At 67.2% G+C, this 23,540-nt stretch carries 23 protein-coding genes and 1 pseudogene; 19 read left to right on the top strand and 5 right to left on the bottom strand.

Going from position 1 to position 23,540, the window contains the following annotated elements; all coding sequences use genetic code 11:
- Positions 1-17 precede the first annotated feature (17 nt).
- Together JNN06_RS14315 and JNN06_RS14310 are read left to right on the top strand one after the other, a co-directional pair.
- Positions 18-356 carry a P-II family nitrogen regulator gene (locus tag JNN06_RS14315; RefSeq protein WP_291240272.1) on the top strand — a complete coding sequence of 113 codons (339 nt, stop codon included), beginning with the start codon at positions 18-20 and terminating at the stop codon, positions 354-356.
- Positions 301-1,875, top strand: a pseudogene (locus JNN06_RS14310) (ammonium transporter); the annotation flags it as partial. The gene JNN06_RS14315 and the pseudogene JNN06_RS14310, both read left to right, overlap by 56 nt.
- A 105-nt stretch (positions 1,876-1,980) precedes the next feature.
- Here JNN06_RS14310 and JNN06_RS14305 read toward each other — a convergent pair.
- Positions 1,981-2,658, bottom strand: coding sequence for a fumarylacetoacetate hydrolase family protein (locus JNN06_RS14305; RefSeq protein WP_291240280.1), 678 nt, complete (start codon positions 2,656-2,658; stop codon positions 1,981-1,983).
- Between the two features lie 258 nt (positions 2,659-2,916).
- On the opposite strand from JNN06_RS14305, the gene JNN06_RS14300 reads away from it, so the two are divergent.
- The 15 genes from JNN06_RS14300 (at position 2,917) to JNN06_RS14230 (ending at position 17,795) form a co-directional block, all read left to right on the top strand.
- Complete coding sequence (locus tag JNN06_RS14300; protein ID WP_291240271.1) at positions 2,917-3,648, top strand: ABC transporter ATP-binding protein; 732 nt, start codon at positions 2,917-2,919, stop codon at positions 3,646-3,648.
- Between the two features lie 30 nt (positions 3,649-3,678).
- The gene (locus JNN06_RS14295) at positions 3,679-5,073 is read left to right on the top strand and encodes an FtsX-like permease family protein (RefSeq protein ID WP_291240270.1); all 1,395 of its coding nucleotides are present in this window, start codon (positions 3,679-3,681) and stop codon (positions 5,071-5,073) included.
- A 27-nt stretch (positions 5,074-5,100) separates the two neighbouring features.
- Complete coding sequence (locus JNN06_RS14290) at positions 5,101-5,889, top strand: outer membrane lipoprotein-sorting protein (RefSeq protein ID WP_291240269.1); 789 nt, start codon at positions 5,101-5,103, stop codon at positions 5,887-5,889.
- A gap of 11 nt (positions 5,890-5,900) precedes the next feature.
- Positions 5,901-7,292, top strand: coding sequence for a hypothetical protein (locus JNN06_RS14285; protein ID WP_291240268.1), 1,392 nt, complete (start codon positions 5,901-5,903; stop codon positions 7,290-7,292).
- A gap of 62 nt (positions 7,293-7,354) precedes the next feature.
- Complete coding sequence (locus JNN06_RS14280) at positions 7,355-8,053, top strand: response regulator transcription factor (protein ID WP_291240267.1); 699 nt, start codon at positions 7,355-7,357, stop codon at positions 8,051-8,053.
- Positions 8,050-9,378: a HAMP domain-containing sensor histidine kinase gene (locus tag JNN06_RS14275; RefSeq protein WP_291240266.1), complete on the top strand. Its 1,329-nt coding sequence runs from the start codon at positions 8,050-8,052 to the stop codon at positions 9,376-9,378. The genes JNN06_RS14280 and JNN06_RS14275 overlap by 4 nt, the downstream gene beginning before the upstream one ends.
- Positions 9,375-10,100 carry a transglutaminase family protein gene (locus JNN06_RS14270; protein WP_291240265.1) on the top strand — a complete coding sequence of 242 codons (726 nt, stop codon included), beginning with the start codon at positions 9,375-9,377 and terminating at the stop codon, positions 10,098-10,100. Before JNN06_RS14275 ends, JNN06_RS14270 begins: the two co-directional genes overlap by 4 nt.
- A gap of 293 nt (positions 10,101-10,393) precedes the next feature.
- Positions 10,394-10,777: an ectoine synthase gene (locus tag JNN06_RS14265; protein ID WP_291240264.1), complete on the top strand. Its 384-nt coding sequence runs from the start codon at positions 10,394-10,396 to the stop codon at positions 10,775-10,777.
- Between the two features lie 29 nt (positions 10,778-10,806).
- Positions 10,807-11,757 carry a beta-ketoacyl synthase N-terminal-like domain-containing protein gene (locus tag JNN06_RS14260; protein ID WP_291240263.1) on the top strand — a complete coding sequence of 317 codons (951 nt, stop codon included), beginning with the start codon at positions 10,807-10,809 and terminating at the stop codon, positions 11,755-11,757.
- On the top strand, positions 11,754-12,971 hold the full coding sequence (locus JNN06_RS14255; protein WP_291240262.1) for a beta-ketoacyl synthase N-terminal-like domain-containing protein: 1,218 nt from the start codon (positions 11,754-11,756) through the stop codon (positions 12,969-12,971). Before JNN06_RS14260 ends, JNN06_RS14255 begins: the two co-directional genes overlap by 4 nt.
- Entirely contained in the window at positions 12,968-14,167 is a 1,200-nt protein-coding gene (locus tag JNN06_RS14250) for an acyl-CoA dehydrogenase family protein (RefSeq protein ID WP_291240261.1), read from the top strand. Before JNN06_RS14255 ends, JNN06_RS14250 begins: the two co-directional genes overlap by 4 nt.
- 10 nt (positions 14,168-14,177) lie before the next feature.
- Positions 14,178-15,680 carry an AMP-binding protein gene (locus tag JNN06_RS14245; RefSeq protein ID WP_291240260.1) on the top strand — a complete coding sequence of 501 codons (1,503 nt, stop codon included), beginning with the start codon at positions 14,178-14,180 and terminating at the stop codon, positions 15,678-15,680.
- 28 nt (positions 15,681-15,708) lie between these two features.
- The gene (locus JNN06_RS14240; RefSeq protein ID WP_291240259.1) at positions 15,709-15,963 is read left to right on the top strand and encodes an acyl carrier protein; all 255 of its coding nucleotides are present in this window, start codon (positions 15,709-15,711) and stop codon (positions 15,961-15,963) included.
- A 78-nt stretch (positions 15,964-16,041) separates the two neighbouring features.
- Positions 16,042-17,085, top strand: coding sequence for a hypothetical protein (locus tag JNN06_RS14235; protein WP_291240258.1), 1,044 nt, complete (start codon positions 16,042-16,044; stop codon positions 17,083-17,085).
- Positions 17,082-17,795 carry a hypothetical protein gene (locus tag JNN06_RS14230; protein ID WP_291240257.1) on the top strand — a complete coding sequence of 238 codons (714 nt, stop codon included), beginning with the start codon at positions 17,082-17,084 and terminating at the stop codon, positions 17,793-17,795. The genes JNN06_RS14235 and JNN06_RS14230 overlap by 4 nt, the downstream gene beginning before the upstream one ends.
- 63 nt (positions 17,796-17,858) lie before the next feature.
- Here JNN06_RS14230 and JNN06_RS14225 read toward each other — a convergent pair whose 3' ends face one another.
- Genes JNN06_RS14225 through JNN06_RS14210 form a run of 4 tightly spaced genes read right to left on the bottom strand, consistent with a single transcriptional unit; the run spans position 17,859 to position 21,509 of the window.
- Positions 17,859-19,160 carry an FAD-dependent oxidoreductase gene (locus JNN06_RS14225; RefSeq protein ID WP_291240256.1) on the bottom strand — a complete coding sequence of 434 codons (1,302 nt, stop codon included), beginning with the start codon at positions 19,158-19,160 and terminating at the stop codon, positions 17,859-17,861.
- A gap of 5 nt (positions 19,161-19,165) precedes the next feature.
- Complete coding sequence (locus JNN06_RS14220) at positions 19,166-19,996, bottom strand: AfsA-related hotdog domain-containing protein (RefSeq protein WP_291240255.1); 831 nt, start codon at positions 19,994-19,996, stop codon at positions 19,166-19,168.
- On the bottom strand, positions 19,993-20,847 hold the full coding sequence (locus JNN06_RS14215) for a tryptophan synthase subunit alpha (RefSeq protein ID WP_291240254.1): 855 nt from the start codon (positions 20,845-20,847) through the stop codon (positions 19,993-19,995). Before JNN06_RS14215 ends, JNN06_RS14220 begins: the two co-directional genes overlap by 4 nt.
- Positions 20,844-21,509, bottom strand: a complete 666-nt coding sequence (locus JNN06_RS14210) for a hypothetical protein (RefSeq protein ID WP_291240253.1) — start codon at positions 21,507-21,509, stop codon at positions 20,844-20,846. Before JNN06_RS14210 ends, JNN06_RS14215 begins: the two co-directional genes overlap by 4 nt.
- Before the next feature lie 376 nt (positions 21,510-21,885).
- Between JNN06_RS14210 and JNN06_RS14205 the strand changes: the two genes are divergently transcribed.
- Together JNN06_RS14205 and JNN06_RS14200 are read left to right on the top strand one after the other, a co-directional pair.
- The gene (locus JNN06_RS14205; protein WP_291240252.1) at positions 21,886-22,782 is read left to right on the top strand and encodes an outer membrane lipoprotein-sorting protein; all 897 of its coding nucleotides are present in this window, start codon (positions 21,886-21,888) and stop codon (positions 22,780-22,782) included.
- Positions 22,783-22,875: 93 nt separating this feature from the next.
- Positions 22,876-23,540, top strand: a 665-nt coding sequence (locus tag JNN06_RS14200; protein ID WP_291240251.1) for a hypothetical protein, incomplete at its 3' end; no start/stop codon positions are given.

Raw genomic sequence — 23,540 nt, 5'->3', positions numbered from 1 at the left:
GAAAAAGGGGATCACAGGTGAAACTGATCATCGCTGCAATCAAGCCGTTCAAGCTGGAGGAGGTCCGCGAGGCGCTGACCACCATTGGCGTGCGCGGCATGATGGTAACCGAAATCAAGGGCTTCGGCTCGCAGTCGGGCCATACCGAGATCTATCGCGGGGCCGAATATGCCGTGAATTTCGTGCCGAAGGTGCGGCTGGAAATCGTCGTGTCCGACAGCCTTGCCGATCAGGTGGTCGAGACCATCCGCAGCACGGCGCGCACCGACAAGATCGGTGACGGCAAGATTTTTGTGCTGGATGTCGAGGCTGCGGTGCGGGTGCGCACCGGCGAGACCGACGACGACGCGCTGTGAACGGACCAGGGTGGAAGGGGACAAAAACACCATGAAAAACAAGATGAAACTTGCCAGCCTGGGCGCGGTTTCCGCGCTGGCCGGCCTGCCCGCCATGGCACAGGAGGCGGCCACCGCGACCACCGCCGCCGCAGCGCCGCTCGCGCCCTATACGTTCGAGCAAAGCGTGAACAATGGCGACGTGGCCTGGATGTCGATCTCGACCGTCCTCGTGCTGATGATGATCGTGCCGGGCCTTGGCCTGTTCTATGGCGGGCTTGTGCGCTCCAAGAACATGCTGTCGGTGCTGACGCAGGTCTTTGCGATCTGCGCGGTGGTGTCGATCATCTGGATCACCTACGGCTATTCGCTGGCCTTCACCTATGGCGGCGCGCTGGATACCTATGTTGGCGGCTTCTCCAAGCTGTTCCTGTCGGGCGTTGACGTGAACTCCAAGGTGGCGACCTTCACCAATGGCGTTTATCTGCCCGAATTCACCTTCATCGCCTTCCAGATGACCTTCGCCTGCATCACCCCGGCGCTGATCGTCGGCGCCTTTGCCGAGCGGATCAAGTTTTCGGCGCTGATGGTGTTCGTCGTGCTGTGGGTGACGCTGATCTATTTCCCGATGGCCCATATGGTCTGGTGGTGGGGCGGCCCGGATTTCCTCGCGCAGGAACAGACCGCCAAGCTGATCGCAGAGGCCGCAGGCGACACCGCCGCCGCCGAGACGGCCGCGGCCAATCTGGCTGCCAATGGTCTGCTGTGGAACTGGGGCGCGCTGGACTTTGCGGGTGGCACCGTGGTGCATATCAATGCCGGGATTGCGGGCCTTGTGGGCTGCATCGTGATCGGCAAGCGCGTGGGCTATGGCAAGGAATCCATGGCGCCGCACTCGCTGACCATGACGATGATTGGCGCGGCCCTGCTGTTCGTGGGCTGGTTCGGTTTCAACGCCGGGTCCAACCTGGAAGCGAATGCCATCACCGCGCTGGCCATTGTGAACACCTTCGTGGCCGCCTGCGCCGGTGGCGTGGCCTGGATGTTCATCGAATGGGCGATGAAGGGCAAGCCGTCGCTGCTGGGTCTGGTTTCGGGCGTCGTGGCCGGTCTGGTGGCGGTCACCCCGGCGGCTGGCTTTGCTGGGCCGATGGGCTCGGTCGTGCTGGGTCTCGTCGCCGGTGTGCTTTGCTTCCTGTTCGTGGCCTATGCCAAGAACGCGTTCAAGCTGGATGACAGCCTCGACGTGTTCGGCGTGCATGGCATCGGCGGCATCATCGGCGCCATCGGCACCGGCATTCTGGTGAACCCCGCCCTTGGTGGCGCGGGCATCCCGGATTACCTGTCGCAACCGGGCACGCTGCAAGTGGCAGAATATGTGGCGTCGACCGCGATCATGGCGCAGGTGAAAGCGGTTCTGTTCACCATCGTCTTCTCGGGGATCGGGTCGTTCATCCTCTACAAGCTGGTGGATCTGACGATCGGCCTGCGCGTGAAGCAGGAAGTGGAGCGCGAAGGCCTCGACATCGCAGAGCATGGCGAGCGCGCCTATTACATGAGATCCCGCAAGGGATTTGACAAAAGGCCCGGAGGAAACTCCGGGCCTTTCTGCGATCTGCGCCTGTGGATCGGCGGCGCGTTTCGGTTAGCGAAGGGTCACGGCGGCGGGGGCCAGCCCGTCGATCTCCACCACGCAGGTTTCGCCCTGCCGGATCGGCCCGACCCCGGCGGGGGTGCCGGTCATGATCACATCGCCGGGCGCCAGCACGATCAGCCGCGACAGATGCGCGATCACCCCGGCCACCGGCCAGATCATCTCTGACAGCGCGGCCTCTTGCCGGGGCTCGCCCTGCACCTTGCAACGGATGCGCCCCTCGGGCGGGGTCGCGCCGGGGCGCAGCGTGCCGATCACCGCCGAGGCATCAAAGCCTTTCGCCATGTCCCAAGGCCTGCGGGCCGCCTTCGCCTCGGCCTGAAGGTCGCGGCGGGTCAGGTCATTGCCCGCCGCATAGCCGAAAACATGCGCCAGCGCATCGCCTGCCGCGATATGGGCGCCGCCGGTGCCGATGGCCACCACCAGCTCGGCCTCGTGATGCAGGTCGGCGGTCATCGGCGGATAGGGGATCACCGCGCCATGCTGCACCAGCGCATCGGCGGGCTTGGCAAAGAAGAAGGGCGGCTCGCGGTCCGGGTCATGGCCCATCTCGCGCGCATGTTCGGCATAGTTGCGCCCGACGCAGAGGATGCGGCGCAGCGGGAATCGCGCGGTCATCCCCTCGACCGGCAGGCTGGGCGGGGCGGGCGGGGCAAAGACATATTCCATCATCATTCTCCGGCTGACAGCGGCAGGCTGCCCGCTGGCCGCCCGCGCTGCAAGAGGCAAGCCCGCCCTTTGCCGCCGAAGATGGGCCTTGCGTGACAGCGCGCGGCTGCCCGTCACGGCGGCGTCGCTTTCCATGACACTCTGCCATCTGCTGTGACAATGGCCGTAGCAACGCCTTGAAACTGCATCCTTTGCTGTTTGATTGCGCGCGCCCCCGCACCCATCCTGACCCTGCAATCAGTCTGCGGAGGGTTTCGCGTGAACCAGCATATCGAAGCGGCCCAGCTTGACGGGCAGACCATCACCGCCGGATCGGCCGCGCCCTGCGCCGCCCGGTTCGAGGCGGTGACCAAGGATTACCGGCTGGACAAGGTGAAGGTCCGCGCCCTGACCGAGGTGAGCTGCACCATCCTGGCCGGCACCACCACCTTCATCACCGGCCCCTCGGGCAGCGGCAAATCCACCTTCCTCAACATCCTCGGGCTGGTGGATCGCCCCGATGCCGGGCGGCTGGAGCTGTTCGGCGCCGATGTCACCGGCCTTGGCGATGCGGCGGCGGCAGATTTCCGGGCCCGCAACATCGGCTTCATCTTTCAGTCCTTCAACCTGATCCCGGTGCTGAGCCTGCGCGAGAATGTGGAATTTCCGTTGCTGCGCCAGCCGATGTCGGGCCGCGCCCGGCGCGACCGTGCGGCGGCCTATCTGGAGGCCGTGGGCCTTGGCGGCCTGATGGATCGCCGCCCCGGCGAGATTTCCGGCGGCCAGCGGCAGCGTGTGGCGGTGGCCCGTGCGCTGGCGCCCGAACCGCGGCTGATCGTGGCCGACGAGCCGACTGCCAATCTGGATACCCGCACCTCGCGCGAGATCGTGGCACTGCTGGCCCGCATGCAGGCCGAGTTCAATACGACCGTGGTGATCTGCACCCATGAGACCCAGCTGATCCCCCCCCACAGCCCGGTGATCGAGATCATCGACGGCCGGGTGGTGTGATCGCAGCCCGACAGGAAAGAGACCCCGAACATGATCTGGAAAATCGCATTTCGCAACCTTGTGAAGAACGCCCGCCGCTCGGTGACCACGGCGCTGGCCATCGGCGTGGGGGGCCTGGCGGCGCTGCTGCTGGGCGGCTTTGTCACCTCGATCTGGTATGGGGTGCAAACCTCGATGATCCAGGATCAGGGCAATCTGCAAATCTATCGCAACGGCTATCTTGAATTTGGCGCCGCCAATCCGGAGGCCTATACGATCCCCGATTGGCAGGCCGCCATCGACGTGATCCGCGCCGATGCCGCACTGGCCGCCGAGATCGCGGTCATCACGCCCCGCATTGATCTGTCCGGCGTGGCGGGCAATGCCGCCACCGGCAATTCCAAGACCTTCATCGGGCAGGGCGTGGTGGCCGCCGATCTGGCGAAGATGCGCCAATGGGATGGCTGGAACATCGGCGAGGCGGGCCTGCCCACCGGCCTGCCGGAAGACCCGGCCTCCGAGGAAGTGGTGGTGGGGCTGGGCATGGCGCGGATGCTGGGCGTCTGCGAGGCCTTGGCCGTGCCCGATTGCAAGGATGCCCCCGAGGCAGGCGCGGGCCGCGAGGCTGACCCCTCGGCCGCCGAATATACCGGGCTGGTGGCGGGCGACGCCGATCTGGCCGGGATCACGGCAGGCGGCACGGGCCAGCCGCAGCTGAACCTGATGGCCGCCACCACCGAGGGCGTGCCGAACATCATCGCCGTGCGCATCGCCGCCGCCAAGGCGCAGGCCGTGCGGGCGCTGGACAATGCCTTTGTGCTGCTGCCTTTCGATCAGGCCCGCGCGCTGGTCTTCGATGGCAGCCCCGAGGCCACCACGATCATGGTGCAGATCCAGGACCCGGACCGCGCCGATGCCGTCAAGGCCCGCATCCAGACCCTGCTGGGCGAGGCGGGCATGGATCTTTCGGCCTATCACTTCACCGAAGTGGACCCGACCTTTACCCGCATCTTCGGCATGTTCGCCTTCATCTTTGCCGTCGTCTCGGCAGTGCTGGCGCTGGTGATCGTCTTCACCATCTTCAACACCGTGTCGATGACCGTGGTGGAGCGGGTGAAAGAGATCGGCACGATCCGCGCCATGGGCTTTCGCCGGGGCTTTGTCGGGCGGCTGTTTCTGGCGGAAAGCGCGCTGACCGGGCTGTTTGGCGCGGCACTGGCGCTGGCGCTTGGGGTCGGGCTGTCGCGGATGGTCAATTCGGCGGGCGTGCAATGGACGCCGCCCAGCAATGCCACCCCCCTGACCGTGCGGCTGATGGTGCTGGAAAACCCGACCTTCGCCATCTCGGTTCTGCTGTTCCTCGTCGTGATCGCGGTTCTGGCGGCAGTGCTGCCGACCTTCCGCGCCGCCCGGCTCAACATTGTTCAAAGCCTTCAGCGCGGCTGAAGCACCCTTATTGGAAAGGAGACTGCCATGACACTTGACCGCCGCAGCTTCACCCAGCTTCTGTTCGGAGGCGCCGTTCTGGCCGGCATGGGCGCGATGCCCCGCATGGCGCTGGCGGTGGATGCCGGGGGCATCCTCGCGCATGCCGATGCGATCCGGAATCCGCAATCCTCGTTCATGGTCAATGTGGACCTGAAGAATTACGAGGGCAGCGCGCTGACCGGGCAAACCCAGGTCACCACCCTGTCGCGCCGGGCGGGCGGCCAGTTTCAGACGCTGGTGCATATCAACGCGCCAAGCGCCGATCGCGGCAAGCTGCTTTTGCGCAATGGCAACAGCCTGTGGATGTTCGACCCGGCCTCGCAGGCCTCGGTGCGCATCTCGGCGCGGCAGCGGCTTTTGGGCAATGCCTCGAATGGCGATGTGGTCAGCTCCAACCTGATGGGCGACTACACCCCCACGCTGGCCGGCGAGGAGGCGGTGGCCGATGGGGACAAGAAGACCCGCGATTGCTACAAGCTCGATCTGAAATCGCGCGACAAATCCACGCCCTACAGCAGCATCGAATTCTGGGTCGACAAGGCCTCGGGGCGCCCGGTGAAGGGTAAGTATTACGCAGGCAGCGGCAAGCTGTTGAAAGTGTCCTGGTATCGCAAATTCGCCAATCAGATGGGCGCCAGCCGCCCGACCGAAGTGGTGATCGCCGACGGGTTCGACCCCAACAAGATCACGGTGATGACGATGAAGGGCTTCCAGGGCCGCGACCTGCCGGAATCGATGTTCCGCAAGGAAGCGCTGGCCGGGTTCCGGCTGTAAGGGGGCGGGAAATGCAAGGGTCTCGCGCAGCGCTTTTCTGTCTGGTGCCGATGCTGGCCGCCTCTGTGGTGGCGGGCCCGGTGCGGGCGGATGAGTATGATTTGCCCCCCGATGTGGGCCTTGCGCCCGAAATGGGGGTGGCTGCGGCGTCCGAGGCGGATTTGCCTGCCCCGGATGCCGCACCAGAGGCCCCCGGCACGCTCACCGTCGAGGCCCGTCTGCTGCGGGCCGAAACGCGCGACGGCACCGAGACCGGCTCGTTCCGCGCCACGGCGCAATGGATGGGCCATCGCAGCGTCAGCCCCGATCTGGGGCTGCGCTACAATCTGCGGGTGCGTGCCACGCAGGTGCAGCACGAAGATTTCGCCGTGCGCGAGGATCTGCGGCTGGATGTGCAGGAACTGGCGCTGCATTGGCAGGCGCGGCCGGGTCTGGCCTTTGACATCGGGCGGGTGAATCTGCGCAACGGCGTGGCGCAGGGCTATAACCCGACCGACTGGTTCAAGGCCGACAGTCTGGTGATCAGCGACAGCGCCGATCCCGGCGACCGGCGGCTGGAGCGTCTGGGCACCTTGATGCTGGCGGGGCAGCTGAGCCTTGGCGCCGATCTGCTGAGCTTTGGCTATCGCCCGCGCATCAGCGCTTCGGGCGATGATCTGCTGGCAGGGCAGGATGTGGTGGGGCTGAACCTGCACCGCACCAACCCCTCCGAGGCGGTGTTCCTGAAATATGCCCCCGATACTGGCGACAACCTGAACCTGACGGTTTCGGCGCTGGTGGAGGATGGCGACCCCGGCCTGGGCATGGAGGTCAGCGCGGCGGTGGGGCAAAGCCTTGTGCTATATGCCGAAGGCTTTGCACAGCGCCGCCGCTCGCTGGCGGGCGAAGGGATGGCGGGCGGCTCAGCGGCGCTGCGCGATGCCTTGGGGGCAGATGCGGGCAAGGGCTGGCAGGCGCAGGCGGCGCTTGGCGGCAGCTGGGCCTTGCCCTCGGCGCTGGTCGGGCAGCGCGATATTTCGCTGGCACTGGAATATCACTATAACGGCGCGGGCCTGTCGGAGGCGCGGCTGGATGCGCTGGCCCTGGCCTCCGGCGCCGATCTGGCGGCGGCGGGCGCCTTGCGCGGCTATGCCGCCCGGCAGCAAGAGCCCTTGGCGCGCGAGCAGGTCTTCGCCCGGATGGCCTGGAATGACCTGTGGAAAGACGCCGATCTTTCGGTGCTGGCCTTCTATGTGCCCGCCGATCACAGCGGCTTGTGGCAGGCCTCGATTGCCATGCCCTTCCATGACGACAAGGCCGAACTCAGCCTGCGCGCCTCGCGCAGCTTTGGCGACAGCGCTTCGGCCTATGGGGCCAACCCGGTCGAGACCACCGCCCAGATCGCGGTGCGATACACGTTTTAAGTGTATCGCGCAGATGTTACATACGCATAAGATAGAGGCAGACGCGGGCAGTGAGAGTGCTGATGATCGACGATGACGAGGACCTGGGTGAAACCATCACCCCGTTGCTGGAACGCTACGGCATCACGCTGTCGCAATCGGCAACGCCGCAGGCGGGGCTGGCCCGGCTGCGCGAAGATCGCCCCGATGCCGTCGTGCTGGACATGATGCTGCCCGAGATGGACGGGATGGAGGTCTGCCGTCTGATCCGCGCCGCGCCCGAGGTCTATGGCAATCCGCCCATCGTCGCCCTTTCGGCCCGGGCCGAGCTGACCGACCGCGTGGTGGGGCTGGAGGCCGGGGTGGATGATTACATCGCCAAGCCCTTCGAGCTGCGCGAACTGGTGGCCCGTCTGCGCGCCATCACCCGCAGCCATGGCCGCACCGGGCAGGTGCCGCGCGCGGCCGGGGTCGCGAGCGCGCGCGAGGCGCTGGTGCTGGATGACGGGCGGCTGGAGGCCTTGCAGGGGTCGATCCGCGTGTCGCTCACCGAGCTGGAGCTGCATCTGTTGCAGGCGCTGCAATCGGCAGGCGGGCAGGTGCTGAGCCGCGCCGCCTTGTTGCCCCTGATCGGCCATGGGCCGGACAGCGACCCGGCGCTGATCGACACGCTGGTTTATCGCATCCGCCAACGCTTTCGCGCCGCTGGCGGGCGGCCCGACATCATCGTGACGGCGCGAGGGCAGGGCTATGCGCTGCTGCCCGAGGCGAGCCAGCCATGAGGGCGACGCTGAACCGCCTGCTGCGTTGGATCGGCTCGCAATCGGTGTTCACCCTGCTGCTGATGACCACGGTGGGGGCAACCCTGCTGCTGAGCTTTGTGCTGATCCTGTCCTTGCAGCGCATCGCCGATGAACACCCGCGCCGCTACCTTGCGCGCGCGTTGTTCCACGACCTTGTGGAGCGGGCCGAGATCGAGGGCCGCGGGCGCGAAGGCGGCCAGCCGGTGACGGTGGGCGGGGTCGCCCTGCGCCACATGACCCCCGAGGCCGCCGCCACCTCGGATTTCGCGGGCCTGTTCGAGGCCGCGCGCGCCGACCGCGACGGGATCGCCATTGAACGCTTCGGCAACCGCTATGCGGCGGGCAGCTTTGACGGCACCACCTTCACCGTGCTGCCGCAATTCGGCGAGCCGATCTCGGGCTTTGCGCTGTTCCTTGTGGGGGTGGTGATCGTCAGTTCCTTCGTGGTGGTGGGGCTGATCTACTATCTGATGCGGCGGCTGACCCGGCCTTTCATCACGCTCAGCGCAGGCATCGCCCGGATCGAGGAGGGCGACCTGAACTATCAGATCCCCCTGACCGACACCTTTGGCGAGTTTCGCAGCTTTGCCGTATCGTTCAACACCATGGTGGCCGAATTGCAGCGCATCCATGAGGCGCGGCGCCACATGCTGCTGGCCCTGCCGCATGAGCTTTTGACGCCGCTGTCGCGGCTAAAGGTCCGCAAGGAGCTGGTGCAGGACGAGGAGTTGCGCGCCCGGATCGGCAAGGACATTTCGGTGGTCGAGGAGATCCTCTCCTCCATCCTTGCCGCCGAGCGCCGCCATTCCAACGAGGATGCGACCGAGCTGGTCGAGATCGTGCCCTATGCCCGCGAGCAGATCGCGCAGCAGGTGGATGACGGCTATCCCTTGCAGGTGATCAATGAGGTCGGCTTTGACGTGGCCTTCTTTGATCCCTTCGTCGTCGGCATCCTGCTGAAGAACTTTGTCTCCAACGCCGTGCGCTATGGCAATGGCCGCCAGATCATCGTGCGGTTCGAACGCGACGGGGCGCAGCCGCGCGCCCTGCGCATGTCGGTCGAGGATCAGGGCATCGGCATTGCCGCCAACCAGATCCCCTATCTCACCGAGCCGTTCTGGCGCGTCGATGAATCGCGGGGCCGCGCCTCGGGCGGATATGGTCTGGGCCTCTATCTGTGCCGCACCATCGCCGAGGGTCTGGGCGGCCATATCGAGATCGAAAGCGAGCTGGGTGTCGGCACGCGCATCTCTGTCACCATCCCGAATGCCATTTGTGAAACCATTGAAGGAATGGCCAAATGATCGCCTTCAGCCCTGTTTCCTGCCATGATGCCGCTGCTCCGCCCTCTGCCAGCCTGGCACGGACAGAGTTTCTGGATCTGGACGCGCCGGAAGTGGCCGCCTTCGTGGCCCGACACGCCGGGCCGCCGGGCGCGACCCCGCGCGAACAGGCGGTGGCGTTGTTCTATGCCGTGCGCGACCGGCTGCATTACGAGATCTACAATGCCGATTTCGCCGCCGAGGACATGCGGGCCAGCGCCATCCTGCGCAAGGGGGCGGGTCTGTGCATCCATAAATCCGTGGTCTATGCGGCGGCCCTGCGCAGCCTGGGCATCCCGGCGCGGCTGTGGTTCACCGATGTGCAGAACCATCTCTGTTCCGATCAGCTTGCGGCGCTGATGGGCGGGCGGGTGTTCCATTACCACTGCCTTGTCAGCCTGAACCTGGGCGGGCGCTGGCTGCGCGCCACGCCCGTGTTCAACAAGCGCCTGTGCCAGATGTTCCGCATGCGCCCGCTGGACTTCGATGGCGAAAGCGATTGCGTGCATCACCCTTTCGACGAGGCCGGGCGGCAGCATATGGAGATCCTTCAGGATCATGGCGAATATGACGACCTGCCGCATGCGATGATTCTGTCGGGCCTGCGCCAGAAACATGCCGCGCTTTTTGCGACGCCCACGCGCTTTCAATCCGGCTCGCTGCGGCGCGATGCCCTGCAATCGGCGAATCCCGCCTGTTCGTGACGCAAAAACTACTCTGGCGTGTAGATCGGATGACAGTCTCGCAAGGGCGGCCCAAGGGCCGCCTTTCTTGTTTTCGCCACGGCAAATCCGGCTGTGATGTTTTGCCATAAAACCGGGTTTTTTGCCTTTGTGACAGCGGAAATTGGCAATCCATTTGCTGCGTTAAAATCATATTCCATAAATTAACAACCCGTTGTGCTGCGGCTCCGACATATAGTCCAAGACAGGTCACATGACGCCTGGTCCGCAAAATGCGGCAGCCTGTGACCCGCACATTTCACAGGGAAACTGACATGATCATCAATTCCATCAACAAGATCGAGAATACCGAGCGCGACGTGGCCTGGGGCAATGGTCAAAGCCGTCGCCTGCTGCTGGCCTCTGACAACATGGGTTATTCGCTGACCGATACCATCATCGACGAGGGCACCGCCTCGCTGCTGGAATACCGCAACCATCTGGAAGCCTGCTACTGCATCGAGGGCGAGGGCGAGGTGATCGACCAGACCACCGGCGAGACCCACCGGATCGTGCCGGGCACCATGTATGCGCTGGACAAGCACGAGAAGCACATCCTGAAGGCCGACAAGACCATGCGTCTGGTCTGCGTCTTCAACCCGCCCCTGAAAGGCCAGGAAGCGCACAAGCTCGGCGGTGCCGACAGCTCGGCCTATTGATCCTCCCTCTTGCCGGAGACCGGGACAGAATGTCTGACAGCATCGTCATCACCGCGACCGCGCTTGCGCTGGCGCAGCAAGATGCCCCCGGGCCCATCGGCGCGGGCCCGGTCTCTGGCGCAGTTTCCATTCTGCGACTGCCTGAGGAGGCGCCGGACCGGCGCCATACCGGCCCCTCCAGCCGCCTTGCGCGGTTGATCGGCCAATTGGCCGCCGATGCGGGCCTTGCCCCCGGCGATCTGGCTGGCCCGGCAACGGGGCTGGTCTCCGGGTCGCGCTATGGCTGTTCGCTGGTCGCCGACATGCACCGGCGCCTGCGCGATCTGGGGCCGCGCGGCATTGATGCCGTGGGCTTTGCGCAGGCGACCCATAACTTCCCCGTTTCGGCCTGCGCCATTGACTATGGCATTCAGGGGCCGGGCATTGCGCTGGTCAGCTCGCTGGCCGCCGGGATGGAGGCGCTGACCTGCGGGCGCGACTGGCTGCGCGAGGGGCGCTGCGACCGGGTGATCGTCGCGGCCTTCGAGGATCTGCACGGCCCTGCCGCCGCGCATGTCGAACTGCTGGCAGCCCCGCATGCACCCCCGGTGCATGAGGCAATGGCGCTGGTGCTGCTGGAACGTGGCAGTCTGGCGCGGGCGCGCGGCGCGCCGGTTCTGGCCGAGCTGGCCGGGCTGGCGATGGTGCCGCCGCAAGGCCAGCCGCGCGCCGTCGCCGCGCGGGCCTTCGGAGGCGACCCCGCAGCGCCGCGCCTGCTGATTGCCGAAGCCGAGGCTCCTGTGCCGCCCTTGGTCGATTGTCTGGCCGTGGGCGGACTTCTGGCCCTGATCCGCGCCCTGGAGGCCACGGCGGCCAGCGAGCAGGCGCAGGATTGGCTGGTGGGCGCGCTGGACCCGCGCTGCGGCGGCATTCTGGCCGGGCTGCACTGCCTGCCGGTGGCCAGCTTTGCCGCCCCCGCGCGACAGGAGGCCATGGCATGAGCGGCGCCATCGTCATCACCGGGCTGGGCGTCGTCGTGCGCGATGCGACCGGCATTCCGGCCTTTGCCGAATGGCTGATGCCGGGGGGCGGTTTGCCCGACCGACCGGCGCATTTCGATACCAGCGCCTTCCGCGCCTGCAATGCCTATGCCGTCAGCCCGGCGCGCCGCGCTGCCGCGCTGGAGGCCTGCGGCCTGGCCGCGCTGCCCGAGGCGGATCGCGCTTGCGCGGCCCACGGCCTGATCGCCGCAGCCGAGGCGCTGGCCATGGCGGGCCTGGCCGATCCCGTCAGCCGCGCCGCCTGTGGCGTGGCGCTGGCCACAACCAGCGGCGGCCTGCTGGATGGCTTTGCCGATGCCGTGGCGGCCGGCGAGGCAGGCGAGGTCTTCGGCCTGACCGCCCCTCCCGGCGCCTGCGCCGAGACCTTGCTGCGCAGCTTTGGTCTGGCCGGGCCTTTCGCCAGCTTCTCCAGCGCCTGCGCCAGCTCGCCCGCCGCGCTGTCCTATGCGCTGTCGCGGCTGCGGGCGGGCGATGCGCCGGTGATGCTGGTGGGCGGCAGCGACCGCATGCGCGCCGCCGATTTCGCCGGGTTCAACGCCCTGCGCGCGATGGACCGCGACAGTTGCCGCCCGTTTGACCAAAGCCGCAAGGGGATGGTCATTGCCGATGGCGCGGCCATGCTGGTGATCGAGACCGAGGCCCATGCCCGCGCGCGGGGCGCCCGGCCTCTGGCCCGGCTCCATGCGGCGGGCCTGGCGCTTGACGCCCATCACCTGACCCATCCCAGCCCCGATGGCCTGGCCCGCGCCATGCGGCAGGCGCTGGCCATGGCCGATCTGCCGCCCGAGGCCATCGGCTATGTCAATTGCCACGGCACCGGCACCCCGGTGAATGACCGCACCGAATGCGAGGCCCTGGCCGCCGTTTTCACCGATCCCGCGCGGCGCCCGCTGATCAGTTCGACCAAGGGGGCCACCGGGCATCTGCTGGGCAGTGCGGGCGCCATCGAGGCGGTGATCACCGTGCTAGCCCTGCGTGCCGGGCTGGCGCCCGCCATGGCCACCACCACCACGCCCGAGGCCACCGGCTTTCCCATGCCCGGCCCCGAGGGCCCCGCCGCCATCACCGGCCCCTATGCCATGAGCAACTCGCTGGGCTTCGGGGGCATCAACAGCAGCCTGATCTTCGAGGCCTGTTCAGGAGAGATCGCATGACCCGCACTGCCCTTTTTCCAAAAACCGCCCCGTCTCCGAAAACCGCGCCGCAGCCCGGCTTCCGCGCCGATCTGGTCGAGGAGCTGTGCCTTGGGCTGGACCGCTGGGCGGCCCAGTTCAACGCCAATTGGCAGGAGGATGACCGCGCGGGCACCCTGTCGCAGGCGCGCTGGCTGGCCGTGTGCGAGGCCGGGTTGACCGGCCTGACCGTGCCCGAGGATTTCGGGGGCCTTGGCCTTTCTGCCGCCGAGCTGGCGCAGGTGCTGGAGCATTTCGGCACGATCAGCGAGGATAGCGGCCTTGGCTTCACGCTGGCGACCCATCTGTGCAGCACCTGCATTCCGGTGGCGCGCTTCGGCTCGCCCGCGATGAAGGCGGCGCTGTTGCCCGCGCTGGCGGCGGGCGACCGGGTGGGCGCCCATGCGATCACCGAGCCGGACAGCGGTTCGGATGCTTTCGCGATGCGCAGCCGCGCTTTGCCCCATGCCACGGGTTACACGCTGAGCGGCGAGAAATGCTATATCTCCAGCGCCCCCTTGGCGGATGTGATCGTGGTCTATGCCCGCACCGATGCCGAGAAGGGCGCGCTTGGCGGCTTTTCGGCGCTGGCGGTGGACCGGGGCTTGCCGGGGGTCAGCGTAGGCCGGTCGCGCAGCAAGATGGGCCTGCGCAGCGCGCCGATGGCCGATCTGCATTTTGACGCGGTGGAGGTGCCCGGCGCGGCGCTGATCGGGCGCGAGGGGCAGGGCTTCTCGATCCTTGATTATGTGATGAAATGGGAAATCCTCTGTGTCTTTGCCCTGCAACTGGGCGAGATGCGGCGGCAGCTGCGGCAATGCCTGACATGGGCCAAGACGCGCCAGCAATTCGGGCAGGCGATTGGCGGCTATCAGGCGGTGTCGCACCGGATTGCCGATATGCATATGCGGCTGGAGGGGGCGGCCAATTGGCTGGCGCGCGCGGTCCGCGCGATGGAGGGCGGGGGCCGTGCCTCGCTGGAGATCGCGGCGGCCAAGCTGGCGATTTCCGAGGCCAATGTCGCCAATTCGCTGGATGCGGTGCTGCTGCATGGCGGGGCGGGCTATATGTCTGACACCGGGATCGAGGCGGGCTTGCGCAATGCGGTGGGTGGGCTGATTTATTCCGGCACCTCGGACATCCAGCGCAACCGCATCGCCGCGATGTTGGGCTTGTGAGGGGGCGCGGATGAACCAGCTTTCGCCTCTCTGCCTGTCGCCCGCCGCCTTTGCCGACAGCCTGCTGCGTGCCAGCCCTGACGCCCGTATTCTGGATGCCGCCGCCCGGCCTGTGACCATGGCCGATCTGCGCGGCGAGGTCGCGCGGTTGCGCGCGCTGCTGTCGCATCTGCCGGAAGGGCCGGTGGCGCTTTGTGCCGCCAAGACCCCTCTCGCCTTGGCCGGGCTGCTGGCGATCCTGTCGGATGGCCGCGCCTATGCGCCGCTGGACCCGGCCCACCCGGAGGAGCGGCTGACCGGCATTCTGGCCCTGCTGCGCCCGGTGGCGGTGCTGGTCGATGGCCCGGCGGCCGCGCGGCTGGCGGTCTGGGCCGGGGCCGAGGGGCTGCCGCTGATCGCGCTGGATGCCCATGCGCGCCCTCCTGCCCGGGGCGCCCTGCCCGCCGCTGTGGGGCCAGAGGTGACGGCGGTGCTGCACACCTCCGGCTCCACCGGGACGCCGAAACAGGTGCGGATCGCCGCGCCTGCCTTGGTGGCCTTCAACCGCTGGGTCGGGCAGGAATTTGCCCTGACCCCGGGGGATTGCCTGCTCAGCCATGCGCCTTTGGCCTTTGACCTGTCGTTCCTCGATGTTTTCAGCGGCCTTACGGCGGGGGCGAGCCTCGCGCTGGCCGATGCCGAGACCGCCCGCAGCGGCGAGCGTCTGCTGCGCCTGATCGACAGCGCCGGGGTGACGGTGGTGCAGGCCGCGCCCTCGGCGCTCGCGCTGATGGTGCGCGCCGCCGAAGGGCGCCGCTTTCCCGCCGTGCGCGCCGTGTTGTTCGCGGGCGAGCCGATGCCCGCCGCCACGCTTCAGGCGATCTTTGCCACTTTCCCGGCGGCGCGGATCACCAATATCTACGGCTGCACCGAGACGAATGACACGTTCTTTTATGACGTGCCGCGCGCGAACACGCCCGACCCGCTGCCTCTGGGCCAGCCGCTGCCCTATGTGCGCCATGTGGTGATGGACGAGGCGGGCCAGCCCGTCGCCCCCGGCGAGGAGGGCGAGCTGTGGGTGGCCTGCCCGACCCTGATGGAGGGCTATTCCGACCCCGCGCTGAATGCCCGCGCCTTTGCCGATTGGCAGGGCGTGCGGCATTACCGCAGCAATGACCGGGTGCGCCTTGGCGCCGATGGGCTCCTGCATTTTCTGGGCCGCGCCGACAGCGTGCAGAAGATCAGCGGCCACCGTGTCGATCTGGCCGAGGTCGAGGCGCATCTGGCGCGGCTGCCCGGCGTGGTGGAGCTGGCGGTGTTTGTGACCGAGCGCGAGGGCGACAGGCGGCTGGAATGCGCGGTGGCGACCGATGGCCGCGCGCTGAGCAGCCTTGATCTGCGCCGCCACGCCATGACCGGCCTGCCCGCCCCGGCCATTCCGCGCCGCTACAGCATCGGGCCGGACCCGCTGCCCAAGAATTCCAACGGCAAGATCTGCCGCCGGATGCTGGCCCGCCTTGCGCTGGCCCTCTGATCCCGACCTTTCGCAACAGGAGCTTTCCATGACCCAAATCGCCCGTATCCGCGCCTTCATCTGTGCCGAATTCGCCCCCGACATCGCGCCGCAAGACCTGCCCGCCGACATGGACCTGATCCAGAGCGGGGTGATCGACAGCCTTGGCGTGCTGAAGCTGGTGGCCTTTCTGGAGGATGAGTGCGGCGTTGCCATCGCCCCCGAGGAACTGGATGCCGAGCTGTATCGCTCGCTGGAGGCCATCGCCGCGCTGCTGGCCAGCAAGACCGAGGTGGCGGCCTGACGGCTGCGGCCCCGGCCATGGCGCGCCCATGGCCGGGGTGTTCACCCAACACCCTCCAACGTGCAAGGAGCCGCCAAAGTGACCCCCGAAGCCGTTGCCGCCGCGCTGATCGCCGGCAAGACCCCGGACATGACCGACATGGTGGCCTATTGGCTGGCCACCGATGCAGCGGCCCGCCCCAAGGCGGAAACCGTGGCCGTGCTGGCTGCCCTTTCCGCCGCCCCCGCGCAGGACAGCAGGGTGGAGGCTTTCGTGCGCTATGTCGATGAAAGCTATGAACAGACCCGCCTCAGCCAGGCCGCCGATGCGGTGAATATCGTGGGCACGGGCGGCGGGGCCTCGACCTTCAATATCTCGACCACCGCCAGCTTCGTGGCGGCCGCCGCCGGGGCCAGGGTGCTGAAATCCGGCTCCTCGGCCTATTCCGGCGCGGTCGGGTCTGCCGACATCCTGTCGGCGCTTGGGCTGGGGCGGGCCATGCCGATGCCGGTGCTGGATGCGATGCTGTCAGAAACCGGCATCGCCTTCGCCCCCGCCTCGGCCTATGCGCCGATCTGCCGCCGGTTGGCGATTGCGGCGCAACCCCTGCCGTTCAAGGTGATCGGGCGGTTCGTCAACGGGCTGGGCCCGCTGATCTGCCCCTTCGAGGTGAAGGCCAGCGTGGTGGGCACGGCAACATCCGAGACTTTCGGCCTCATCCGCCGGGTGGCCGCGCGCACCGGGCGGCGACTGCTGGCGGTGCATTCCGAACTGGGGGTGGATGAGTTGCTGTCGATTGGCCGCAACCGGCTGGGCTGGGCCGATGCCCCCGAGGCGGAGGGGTTCGACCCCGCCAGCATCGGCTTTGCCCCCGGCCCATTGGTGCTGCTGCAAGGCGGCACGCTGGAGCAGAACCTGATCCTGCTGCAAGACGTGCTGCGCGGCACCGCCCCGCGCGCGGCGCTGGAAACCGTGGCGCTGAATGCCGGGTCGGTTTTGTATGCTGCCGGGCTGGCTAGCGATCTGGCGGCGGGTGCCGGGCAGGCGCTGGAGTGCCTGCACAGCGGCGCGGCACTGGCCAAGCTGCGCGAGGCGCAACGGTTTGCGCAATCTGTCCGCCGCAGTCTGGAAGCGGCAGAATGAGCGCGCCGGACTTCTGCGCCGCCCTGCGCGCGGCCTCCGCCCCGGTCATTGCCGAGGTGAAGCCCTTCTCTCCCGCCGCGGGCGACCTGATCGGCGGGCGCTCGGTTTCCGAGATCGCCACCGCCTATGCCCGTGCCGGTGTGCCCTGCGTGTCGGTGACGACCGGGCAATGGCATGGCGGCACGCCCGCGATGATCGCCGATCTGGCTGCCACCGGCCTGCCGGTGCTGCGCAAGGATTTCATCGTGTCGCGCAGCCATCTGGAGGAAAGCGCCCGCTGGGGCGCCTCGGCGGTGCTGCTCACCTGCACCTTGCTGCGCCCGCGCGATCTGGCCCGCCTTGCGGCCCTTGCACTGGATCTGGGCCTGACGCCCTTTGTGGAGGCAGCCTCGGCGGCGGAGCTGGAGGGGCTGAGCCTGCCGGAAGGGGCGGTTCTGGCGGTGAACAACCGCAATATCCGGCAGCGGGAAACCGATGGCGGTGGCATCGAGCGCAGCCTTTCGCTGCGCAGCATGGCGCGGCGGGTGCAGCCCCAGGGCCTGCTGGTCAGCGCCAGCGGCATCACCCGGCCCGAACAGGCGACGCAGGTGCTGGCGGCGGGCTTTGACGGGGTGCTGATCGGCACCGCGCTGATGGGCGACGGCCAAAGCGACCCCGAGGCGACGGCGCGCGCCTTTCTGGCGGCGGCCCGGCAGGCCTTGCCGGTCTGATCCCTCTGCCGCAAAGGAAAAACCGCCCGCGCCTTTCGGCCGGGCGGTTTTGTCATGGCGCGCTCAGGCCGCTTGCCGCCACTGGCCGCCATGCAGCAGCCGCTCCACCGCGAGCGCGGCGGAGGTCAGGCAGCCTTCCATCGTATGCCCTTCCAGATAATCGCCTGCGATTTCCAGCCCTTCGATGCTGGCAACCCCGCGCAGCAGATCGCGCTTCACCTTGGTAAAGTAGGGGGCATAGCCGCAAATCCCGCCGGTGTGGCGCGCCACATGCGCGCTTTGCCGCGCGGCACGCAGCGGCATCCGGCGGGCAAAGGTCTGTTCGGCGGCCTCCACCAGCCAGTCATCCGGGCGGTCCAGCACCTCGCGCGCGGCCTTGCCCGACAGGGTGAACCGCGCATGATGCGGCTGATCCAGCCGGTTTGCCGAGCAATGGCCCAGGATCGAGCCCGGCTCGAACATGATCGAATGCACCCCGTCGCGGAACACCGGCCCGTCATAGGTGGCATTCACCAGCGCCAGCGGATGATAGCGCACCGCCGAGGCCGCCACCCGCGCATAGGCGGGCAGATCGACCATCTGACGCAGCACATGCAGCGGCACCGCCGAGATCACGCGGCTGGCGGCGATGCGCCTTGTGCCGCCGGGCTCGGCCAGCTCCAGCCCTGCCACCGCGCCGCCTGCCAGATGGATGCGCCGCACCGTGCTGCCATGGCGGATGGTCTTGCCCGCCGCCAGCGCATCATGAAAGCGCCCGATGCCGCCCCGCACCGCCCGGTGCTGCCCCTTGCCGAAGCCCGATGCGAACAGCATCAGCAGCGAGGGGTAAAGCTCGGACGGTTCCGCCGCGCCCATGATGATGGAAAACAGCCGCAGCGGCCCGTCGACCAGCGTGGGCGCGAAATGGCGGTCGATGGTCATGTGGTCCCATTCGGCCTCCACCTCCTCGATCAGCCCAGCGGTGTAGTTCAGCGCCTCGGCCTTGCTGCGCGCCTGCGCGAGAAAGGACCGCAGCTGAAACGCCCCGCGCAGCCCGATGGCCGAGGCCAGCCGCAGATCGCCGGTCAGCGTCTTGCTTTTCTCCAGCGCGACAAGCCGGTCGGCCATGACGATGTGAAACCCGGGATGCTGCGGCTCGAATTCCGAAATGCCGAATTCGGCCAGCAGCGCGCCGAAACGCGGCCAGGCGGTGGAGAAATTCTTGCCCCCCACCTCGAAGCGGTGGCTGCCCTGCCGGATCGCGGCGGCGCGCCCGCCATAGTGATCGGCGGTTTCGTGCAGGATCGAGGGGATGCCGCGCGCCGCCAGATAATGCGCGGCACCCAGACCGGCAACGCCGGCGCCAATGATGTGAACGGGGTCCATTTGGGTTATCCTGTGCTGGTGGCGCGCCCGGCCAGCGCGGTATGCAGGGCGCAGTCGGCAAAGGCGATGCCGCCCTGCGCGATGGTCGCCTTGCGCGACAGCCGGGAGGGGCCGGTTTCGGTAAAGCGGGCCGCGCCGTCGATGCGCAGCCCGGACGCGCGGTCGAGGACGGGGGCATATTGCCGGAAGCTGACCCCGGTGAGGATGTCGCGCATCCGGCCCATCTCGGGGCGTTGGCTGTTGAGGAAACGCTGCACCTGCATGAAGGCCTCCAGCAGGCAAAGCGGATGCAGCGCCTGCGCGCTGTCGGTCATCAGACAGGTCTCGGGCGGCGGCAAAAGCCAGGCGGTCACCCGGTCGCCGCTGATCTGCGGCGTGGCGATCAGCACGTTTTCCGGGCGGGTCTTGTTCAGGGCCGCCTGGGGCGCGGGGCCAAGACCCAAGGGGCGCGGCTGGCTGCCCTGCGCGGCGGGCAGGGCAAAGGGGGAGAGGGTCACGGTGACCTCGGCCCGCGCCTGCCCGCGCTGCGAAAGGGTAACGCGCTGTATCATGGGACCGGCAGGGTGCGCTTGCAGATGCACGGGCGCATCAAACAGCGCATAGCGCAGGAAACGCCCCTCGATCGCGCTGACGAAATGGCCCGAGGGCGCGCCACGCTGCACCAACTGCACCGCGGCCTCCAGCAGCAGGAGGCCGGGCAGGTGATCCAGCGGGTGATCGAAAAAGAACGGATGCGCCCGGTCGACGCGCAGCAGCGCCTGCTGCGGATCGGCGCTGTCGGGCTGGGGCAAGAGCGCCGCGTTGCGCGGATGGGTGCGGGCATCCAATGTGGTCATGCGACGGGCTCCTCTGCGGGCAGGGCGGCGGTCAGATCGGTCAGCAGGGCGCGGGCTGGCGCCAGCGGGTCGGGCTGGCCAAGGCCTGCCTCCACCGCCGCTGACAGGGCGCTGCCGACAATGGCGATGCGCGCCCCGGCGGCAAAGGCGGCCTCCACATCGGCCCGGGTTTTCAGGCCAAAGCCAAGCGCCACCGGCAGGTCGGTGATCTGGCGCAGGGCGGCGATCTCTGGTCCCGGCAGGTGGGGTTGGGCTGCGCCGCCCGACCGGCCATAGGCGGAAACGAGGTAAAGAAAGGCAGTGCTGCGCGCCACGGCGGCCTGCCGTTGATCGGGGGCCGAACCGGCATAAAGCGTGCCGACCACGGGCAGGCCAGCCGCCTGCGCGGCATGGTGAAACGCCTCGGTCAGGCGCGGCGGCAGGCCATGCGGCAGGATGCCTGCGGCCCCGGCCTCTGCCGCTGCGGTGCAGACCTCGGCCAGACCGAGCGGGCGCAGGTGGTGGCTGCTGTCGGCCAGCAGGATCATGTCGATCCGCCCGGCATAATCGGCGATCAGCCGCAGCGCCTCGGGCAGGCCCGCGCCGGAGGCGAGGCCCCGGCCATGGGCGCGGCGCAGGGTCTCGCCATCGGTGAAGGCATTGGGGAAGGGCAGGCACAGCTCGACCAGATCAATGCCAAGGCTGAGGCAAAGATCCAGCAGCGCGCGCGTGGCGCCCATATCGGGGTCACCCACCATGACCAGCGGGCACAGCCGGTGGCGGCGCTGCGCGGGGGCGGTGAAGGGCAGGGGCCAGACCCGGTTTTGTGCGGCCCGGTTTTGCGCGGCCCGGTTTTGTGCGGCGCGGCTCATGCGGTCAGCCTGTAGCTGTCGGCGGGCCGCGCGGCGGTCACCAGCATGCGCGCCGCCTTGCGGCAAATCTGCCCGGCATGGCGGGCGGCGCTGTCGATGTCGAAAGCCTCGATCCCGTCCTGTTCAGAGAGGGTCGCGATGCGGTCGGCCGTCAGCCCGCCTGCCAGCCAGATGCGCCGCCCGGCCAGCCGGTGCCGCCAGTCGCGCAGCACCGGCTCGGGCAGCGCCTTGCCGCAGCTGCCGATCTGATCCGGGCCGCCGAAACGGTCCATCAGATAGATGTCACAACCCGCCGCATCATAGGCGGCGATCCAGCGCGCCTCGGGGCATTGGCCCTGATCGGCCAGATGCAGGGTCTTGATGACGGTGAAGCCCGCCGCCTTCAGCTCTGCCACATCGCGGGGCGTGTTGAACCCGTGCAGTTGCACCATGCGCACCCGTGTGGGCCGCAACAGCGCCACAAGATCGGCCACCGGCTTGCGCACGCAGACGGCAACCGGGGTGACATTCCGGCAGCAGGCGGCCAGCGCGGCAAAGCGCGCATCCTCCAGATCATTGGGATGGCCAGCAATGCCGGTCCACAATCCGCAATAGCGCACGTCTTCATGTTCCAGAATGGCAATTTCTTCGGGCCGTGTGGCCCCGCAGATTTTGGTTTCCATGATTCACCGCAAATCACGGGCCAATTACAGCAGATGGCCCTGAATCAGATTTAGCCAAATCGGGAACCGGAGGGTGTGGCATTATTTGGAAATTGGTGGGCGACAGGTCATGTTTCGCCATAATTCCGCAAAGGGTGTATTTCTGTGAGGATTGCGCGCCAATGCCTTGCCGGGGCAGGGAATTTCCATCTGACCCTGCGGAAGGCGCATGGATTTCACCGCATTTTGTCACAACGATTTTCAAATTCGGAAATATGGCATCATCTAAAGCCAATTATCTCTTAAAATTAGATTTATGTTCTGGCGCCACTCTGCACCAGTCTGCCCTCGGAACTTCCGATCCCTTTCACGACGTTTCGGCAACGAGGAAACAAAGATGACGCAGTTTACGAAAAATGTGGTTTCAGCGCTGGTTTTTGCCGCAGGGCTTGCGCTTGCTGGCGGGGCTTCGGCCGAGACGGGACAGCCGCTGGTGCCCGCCGCCACCCCCACCTCGCCGGTGCTGACCGATTGCAGCCAGGTGATGCTGGGCATGCAGAACCGCTATAACGGCTATGACAGCTGGCGCATCGTCAACATGACGATCACCGATGAGACCGGCGCCGTGAAAACCCGCCGCATCGCCGCCGCGCACAAGAACCAGGGCATCAACCGCCGCCTGCGCTCGATCGTGCTGGAACCGGCCGAGCTGGAGGGCGTCGAATCCTATGTGCATGACAATTTCGAGGTCGGCATGGCCGACAAGGTGTGGGTCTGGCTGCCCTCGTCGAAATCGGTGGTGGATGTGAAATCCGAAGACCTGAGCCAGCGGCTTTACGGCTCTGACCTGGCTGTGGGCGAAATGCTGATCCGGCAAGCCCGCGATTACGATTGCAAGATGCTGGGAACCGGCGAATTCAACGGCTATCCGGTTTACAAGATCTATGTGAACCCGCGCACCGAGGCCGAGGTGGTGCGTCTGGGCCTGCGCGATGGCGAGGTTTGGGTGGATACCGAGACCTTCATGCCGATGTATTCCAGCTTCAACGCCGATGCCCCGAACGAGCAGCGCGTGCTGGAAACCATGGATATGCGGTGGGTGAATGGTGTTTTCGCGCCCGAGCGCTATCGCGTCTCGACCCTCAAGGAGGGCCGGGTGGTGTCGAACTCGGTGTTTGTCACCGAAGGCGAGACCTTCAACCAGGGCCTGCCGGACCAGTTCTTCCAGCTGGAGGATATGGGCGCCGAGGCCAGCACCTTCCGCGATTATCGCGGCCCGAACTTCACCCACTGATCCGGTCCTGACGCCACGACCAGCACCAAGGCCAGCGCTCTGGCCCCGCAGCGGCGCCCTGCCCGCCGCTGCGGCCCATCGGGGAGAACCCATATGAATTTGATGACCGCGCTTGATGCCGGGGTGACCCGGCTGTTGACCGCCGCCTTCACCCACCGGCTGAAAACGCTGCTGGTGGTGATGGCGCTGATTTTCGGCTATGTCGCCACCAACCTGCCGACGATCCAGAAAGATGGCCGGATCGAGGCCTTCATGCACCCGCAAGACCCGGCGCTGCTGTCCTATTACGCGATGCGCCGCGAATTCGGTCAGGACAACCGGCTGGTGATCGCCGTGGCCGCGCCCGATATTTTCGACCGCGATTTCCTGACCCGGTTCAGCCAGCTTCACAACGAGATTTCCGAGGGCGTGCCCTATATCTCGGAGATTTTCAGCCCCTATAACATTCCCTTCATCCAGTATGAGAATGGTGGCGTCTATCTGGAGGATCTGGTGCGCAACATGCTGCTGCGCGGCCGCGATCCGGCCGAGCTGCGCGACCGCATCATGGATACGCCGCTGTATCGCAACTTCATCGTTTCCGCCGATGGCAAGACGGCGGCCATCGTGATCGAGCCCTATCGCTATGCCCCTGCGGCCAGCGATTGCATCCCCGACCCGAACAGCGGCCATGTCTGCGTGCCCGAGATCGTGCCCGCCGAACAGCGCCGCCTGCTGGGTGCGCCGGAATATGCGCAGATGGAGGCCGCCGCCGCGAC

Source organism: Gemmobacter sp. (assembly GCF_016792925.1).
GTDB lineage: Bacteria > Pseudomonadota > Alphaproteobacteria > Rhodobacterales > Rhodobacteraceae > Gemmobacter.
This window is presented reverse-complemented; position numbering and strand designations above follow the sequence as displayed.

Excerpts from the sequence above, each read along its gene's own strand:
- JNN06_RS14240 (WP_291240259.1), top strand. The coding sequence starts at position 15,709 with ATGACCCAAATCGCCCGTATCCGCGCCTTCATCTGTGCCGAATTCGCC.
- JNN06_RS14210 (WP_291240253.1), bottom strand. The coding sequence starts at position 21,509 with ATGGAAACCAAAATCTGCGGGGCCACACGGCCCGAAGAAATTGCCATT.
- JNN06_RS14275 (WP_291240266.1), top strand. The coding sequence starts at position 8,050 with ATGAGGGCGACGCTGAACCGCCTGCTGCGTTGGATCGGCTCGCAATCG.
- JNN06_RS14245 (WP_291240260.1), top strand. The coding sequence starts at position 14,178 with ATGAACCAGCTTTCGCCTCTCTGCCTGTCGCCCGCCGCCTTTGCCGAC.
- JNN06_RS14285 (WP_291240268.1), top strand. The coding sequence starts at position 5,901 with ATGCAAGGGTCTCGCGCAGCGCTTTTCTGTCTGGTGCCGATGCTGGCC.
- JNN06_RS14260 (WP_291240263.1), top strand. The coding sequence starts at position 10,807 with ATGTCTGACAGCATCGTCATCACCGCGACCGCGCTTGCGCTGGCGCAG.
- JNN06_RS14215 (WP_291240254.1), bottom strand. The coding sequence starts at position 20,847 with ATGAGCCGCGCCGCACAAAACCGGGCCGCGCAAAACCGGGCCGCACAA.
- JNN06_RS14250 (WP_291240261.1), top strand. The coding sequence starts at position 12,968 with ATGACCCGCACTGCCCTTTTTCCAAAAACCGCCCCGTCTCCGAAAACC.
- JNN06_RS14230 (WP_291240257.1), top strand. The coding sequence starts at position 17,082 with ATGAGCGCGCCGGACTTCTGCGCCGCCCTGCGCGCGGCCTCCGCCCCG.
- JNN06_RS14270 (WP_291240265.1), top strand. The coding sequence starts at position 9,375 with ATGATCGCCTTCAGCCCTGTTTCCTGCCATGATGCCGCTGCTCCGCCC.
- JNN06_RS14225 (WP_291240256.1), bottom strand. The coding sequence starts at position 19,160 with ATGGACCCCGTTCACATCATTGGCGCCGGCGTTGCCGGTCTGGGTGCC.
- JNN06_RS14305 (WP_291240280.1), bottom strand. The coding sequence starts at position 2,658 with ATGGAATATGTCTTTGCCCCGCCCGCCCCGCCCAGCCTGCCGGTCGAG.
- JNN06_RS14290 (WP_291240269.1), top strand. The coding sequence starts at position 5,101 with ATGACACTTGACCGCCGCAGCTTCACCCAGCTTCTGTTCGGAGGCGCC.
- JNN06_RS14295 (WP_291240270.1), top strand. The coding sequence starts at position 3,679 with ATGATCTGGAAAATCGCATTTCGCAACCTTGTGAAGAACGCCCGCCGC.
- JNN06_RS14255 (WP_291240262.1), top strand. The coding sequence starts at position 11,754 with ATGAGCGGCGCCATCGTCATCACCGGGCTGGGCGTCGTCGTGCGCGAT.
- JNN06_RS14265 (WP_291240264.1), top strand. The coding sequence starts at position 10,394 with ATGATCATCAATTCCATCAACAAGATCGAGAATACCGAGCGCGACGTG.
- JNN06_RS14280 (WP_291240267.1), top strand. The coding sequence starts at position 7,355 with ATGATCGACGATGACGAGGACCTGGGTGAAACCATCACCCCGTTGCTG.
- JNN06_RS14205 (WP_291240252.1), top strand. The coding sequence starts at position 21,886 with ATGACGCAGTTTACGAAAAATGTGGTTTCAGCGCTGGTTTTTGCCGCA.
- JNN06_RS14220 (WP_291240255.1), bottom strand. The coding sequence starts at position 19,996 with ATGACCACATTGGATGCCCGCACCCATCCGCGCAACGCGGCGCTCTTG.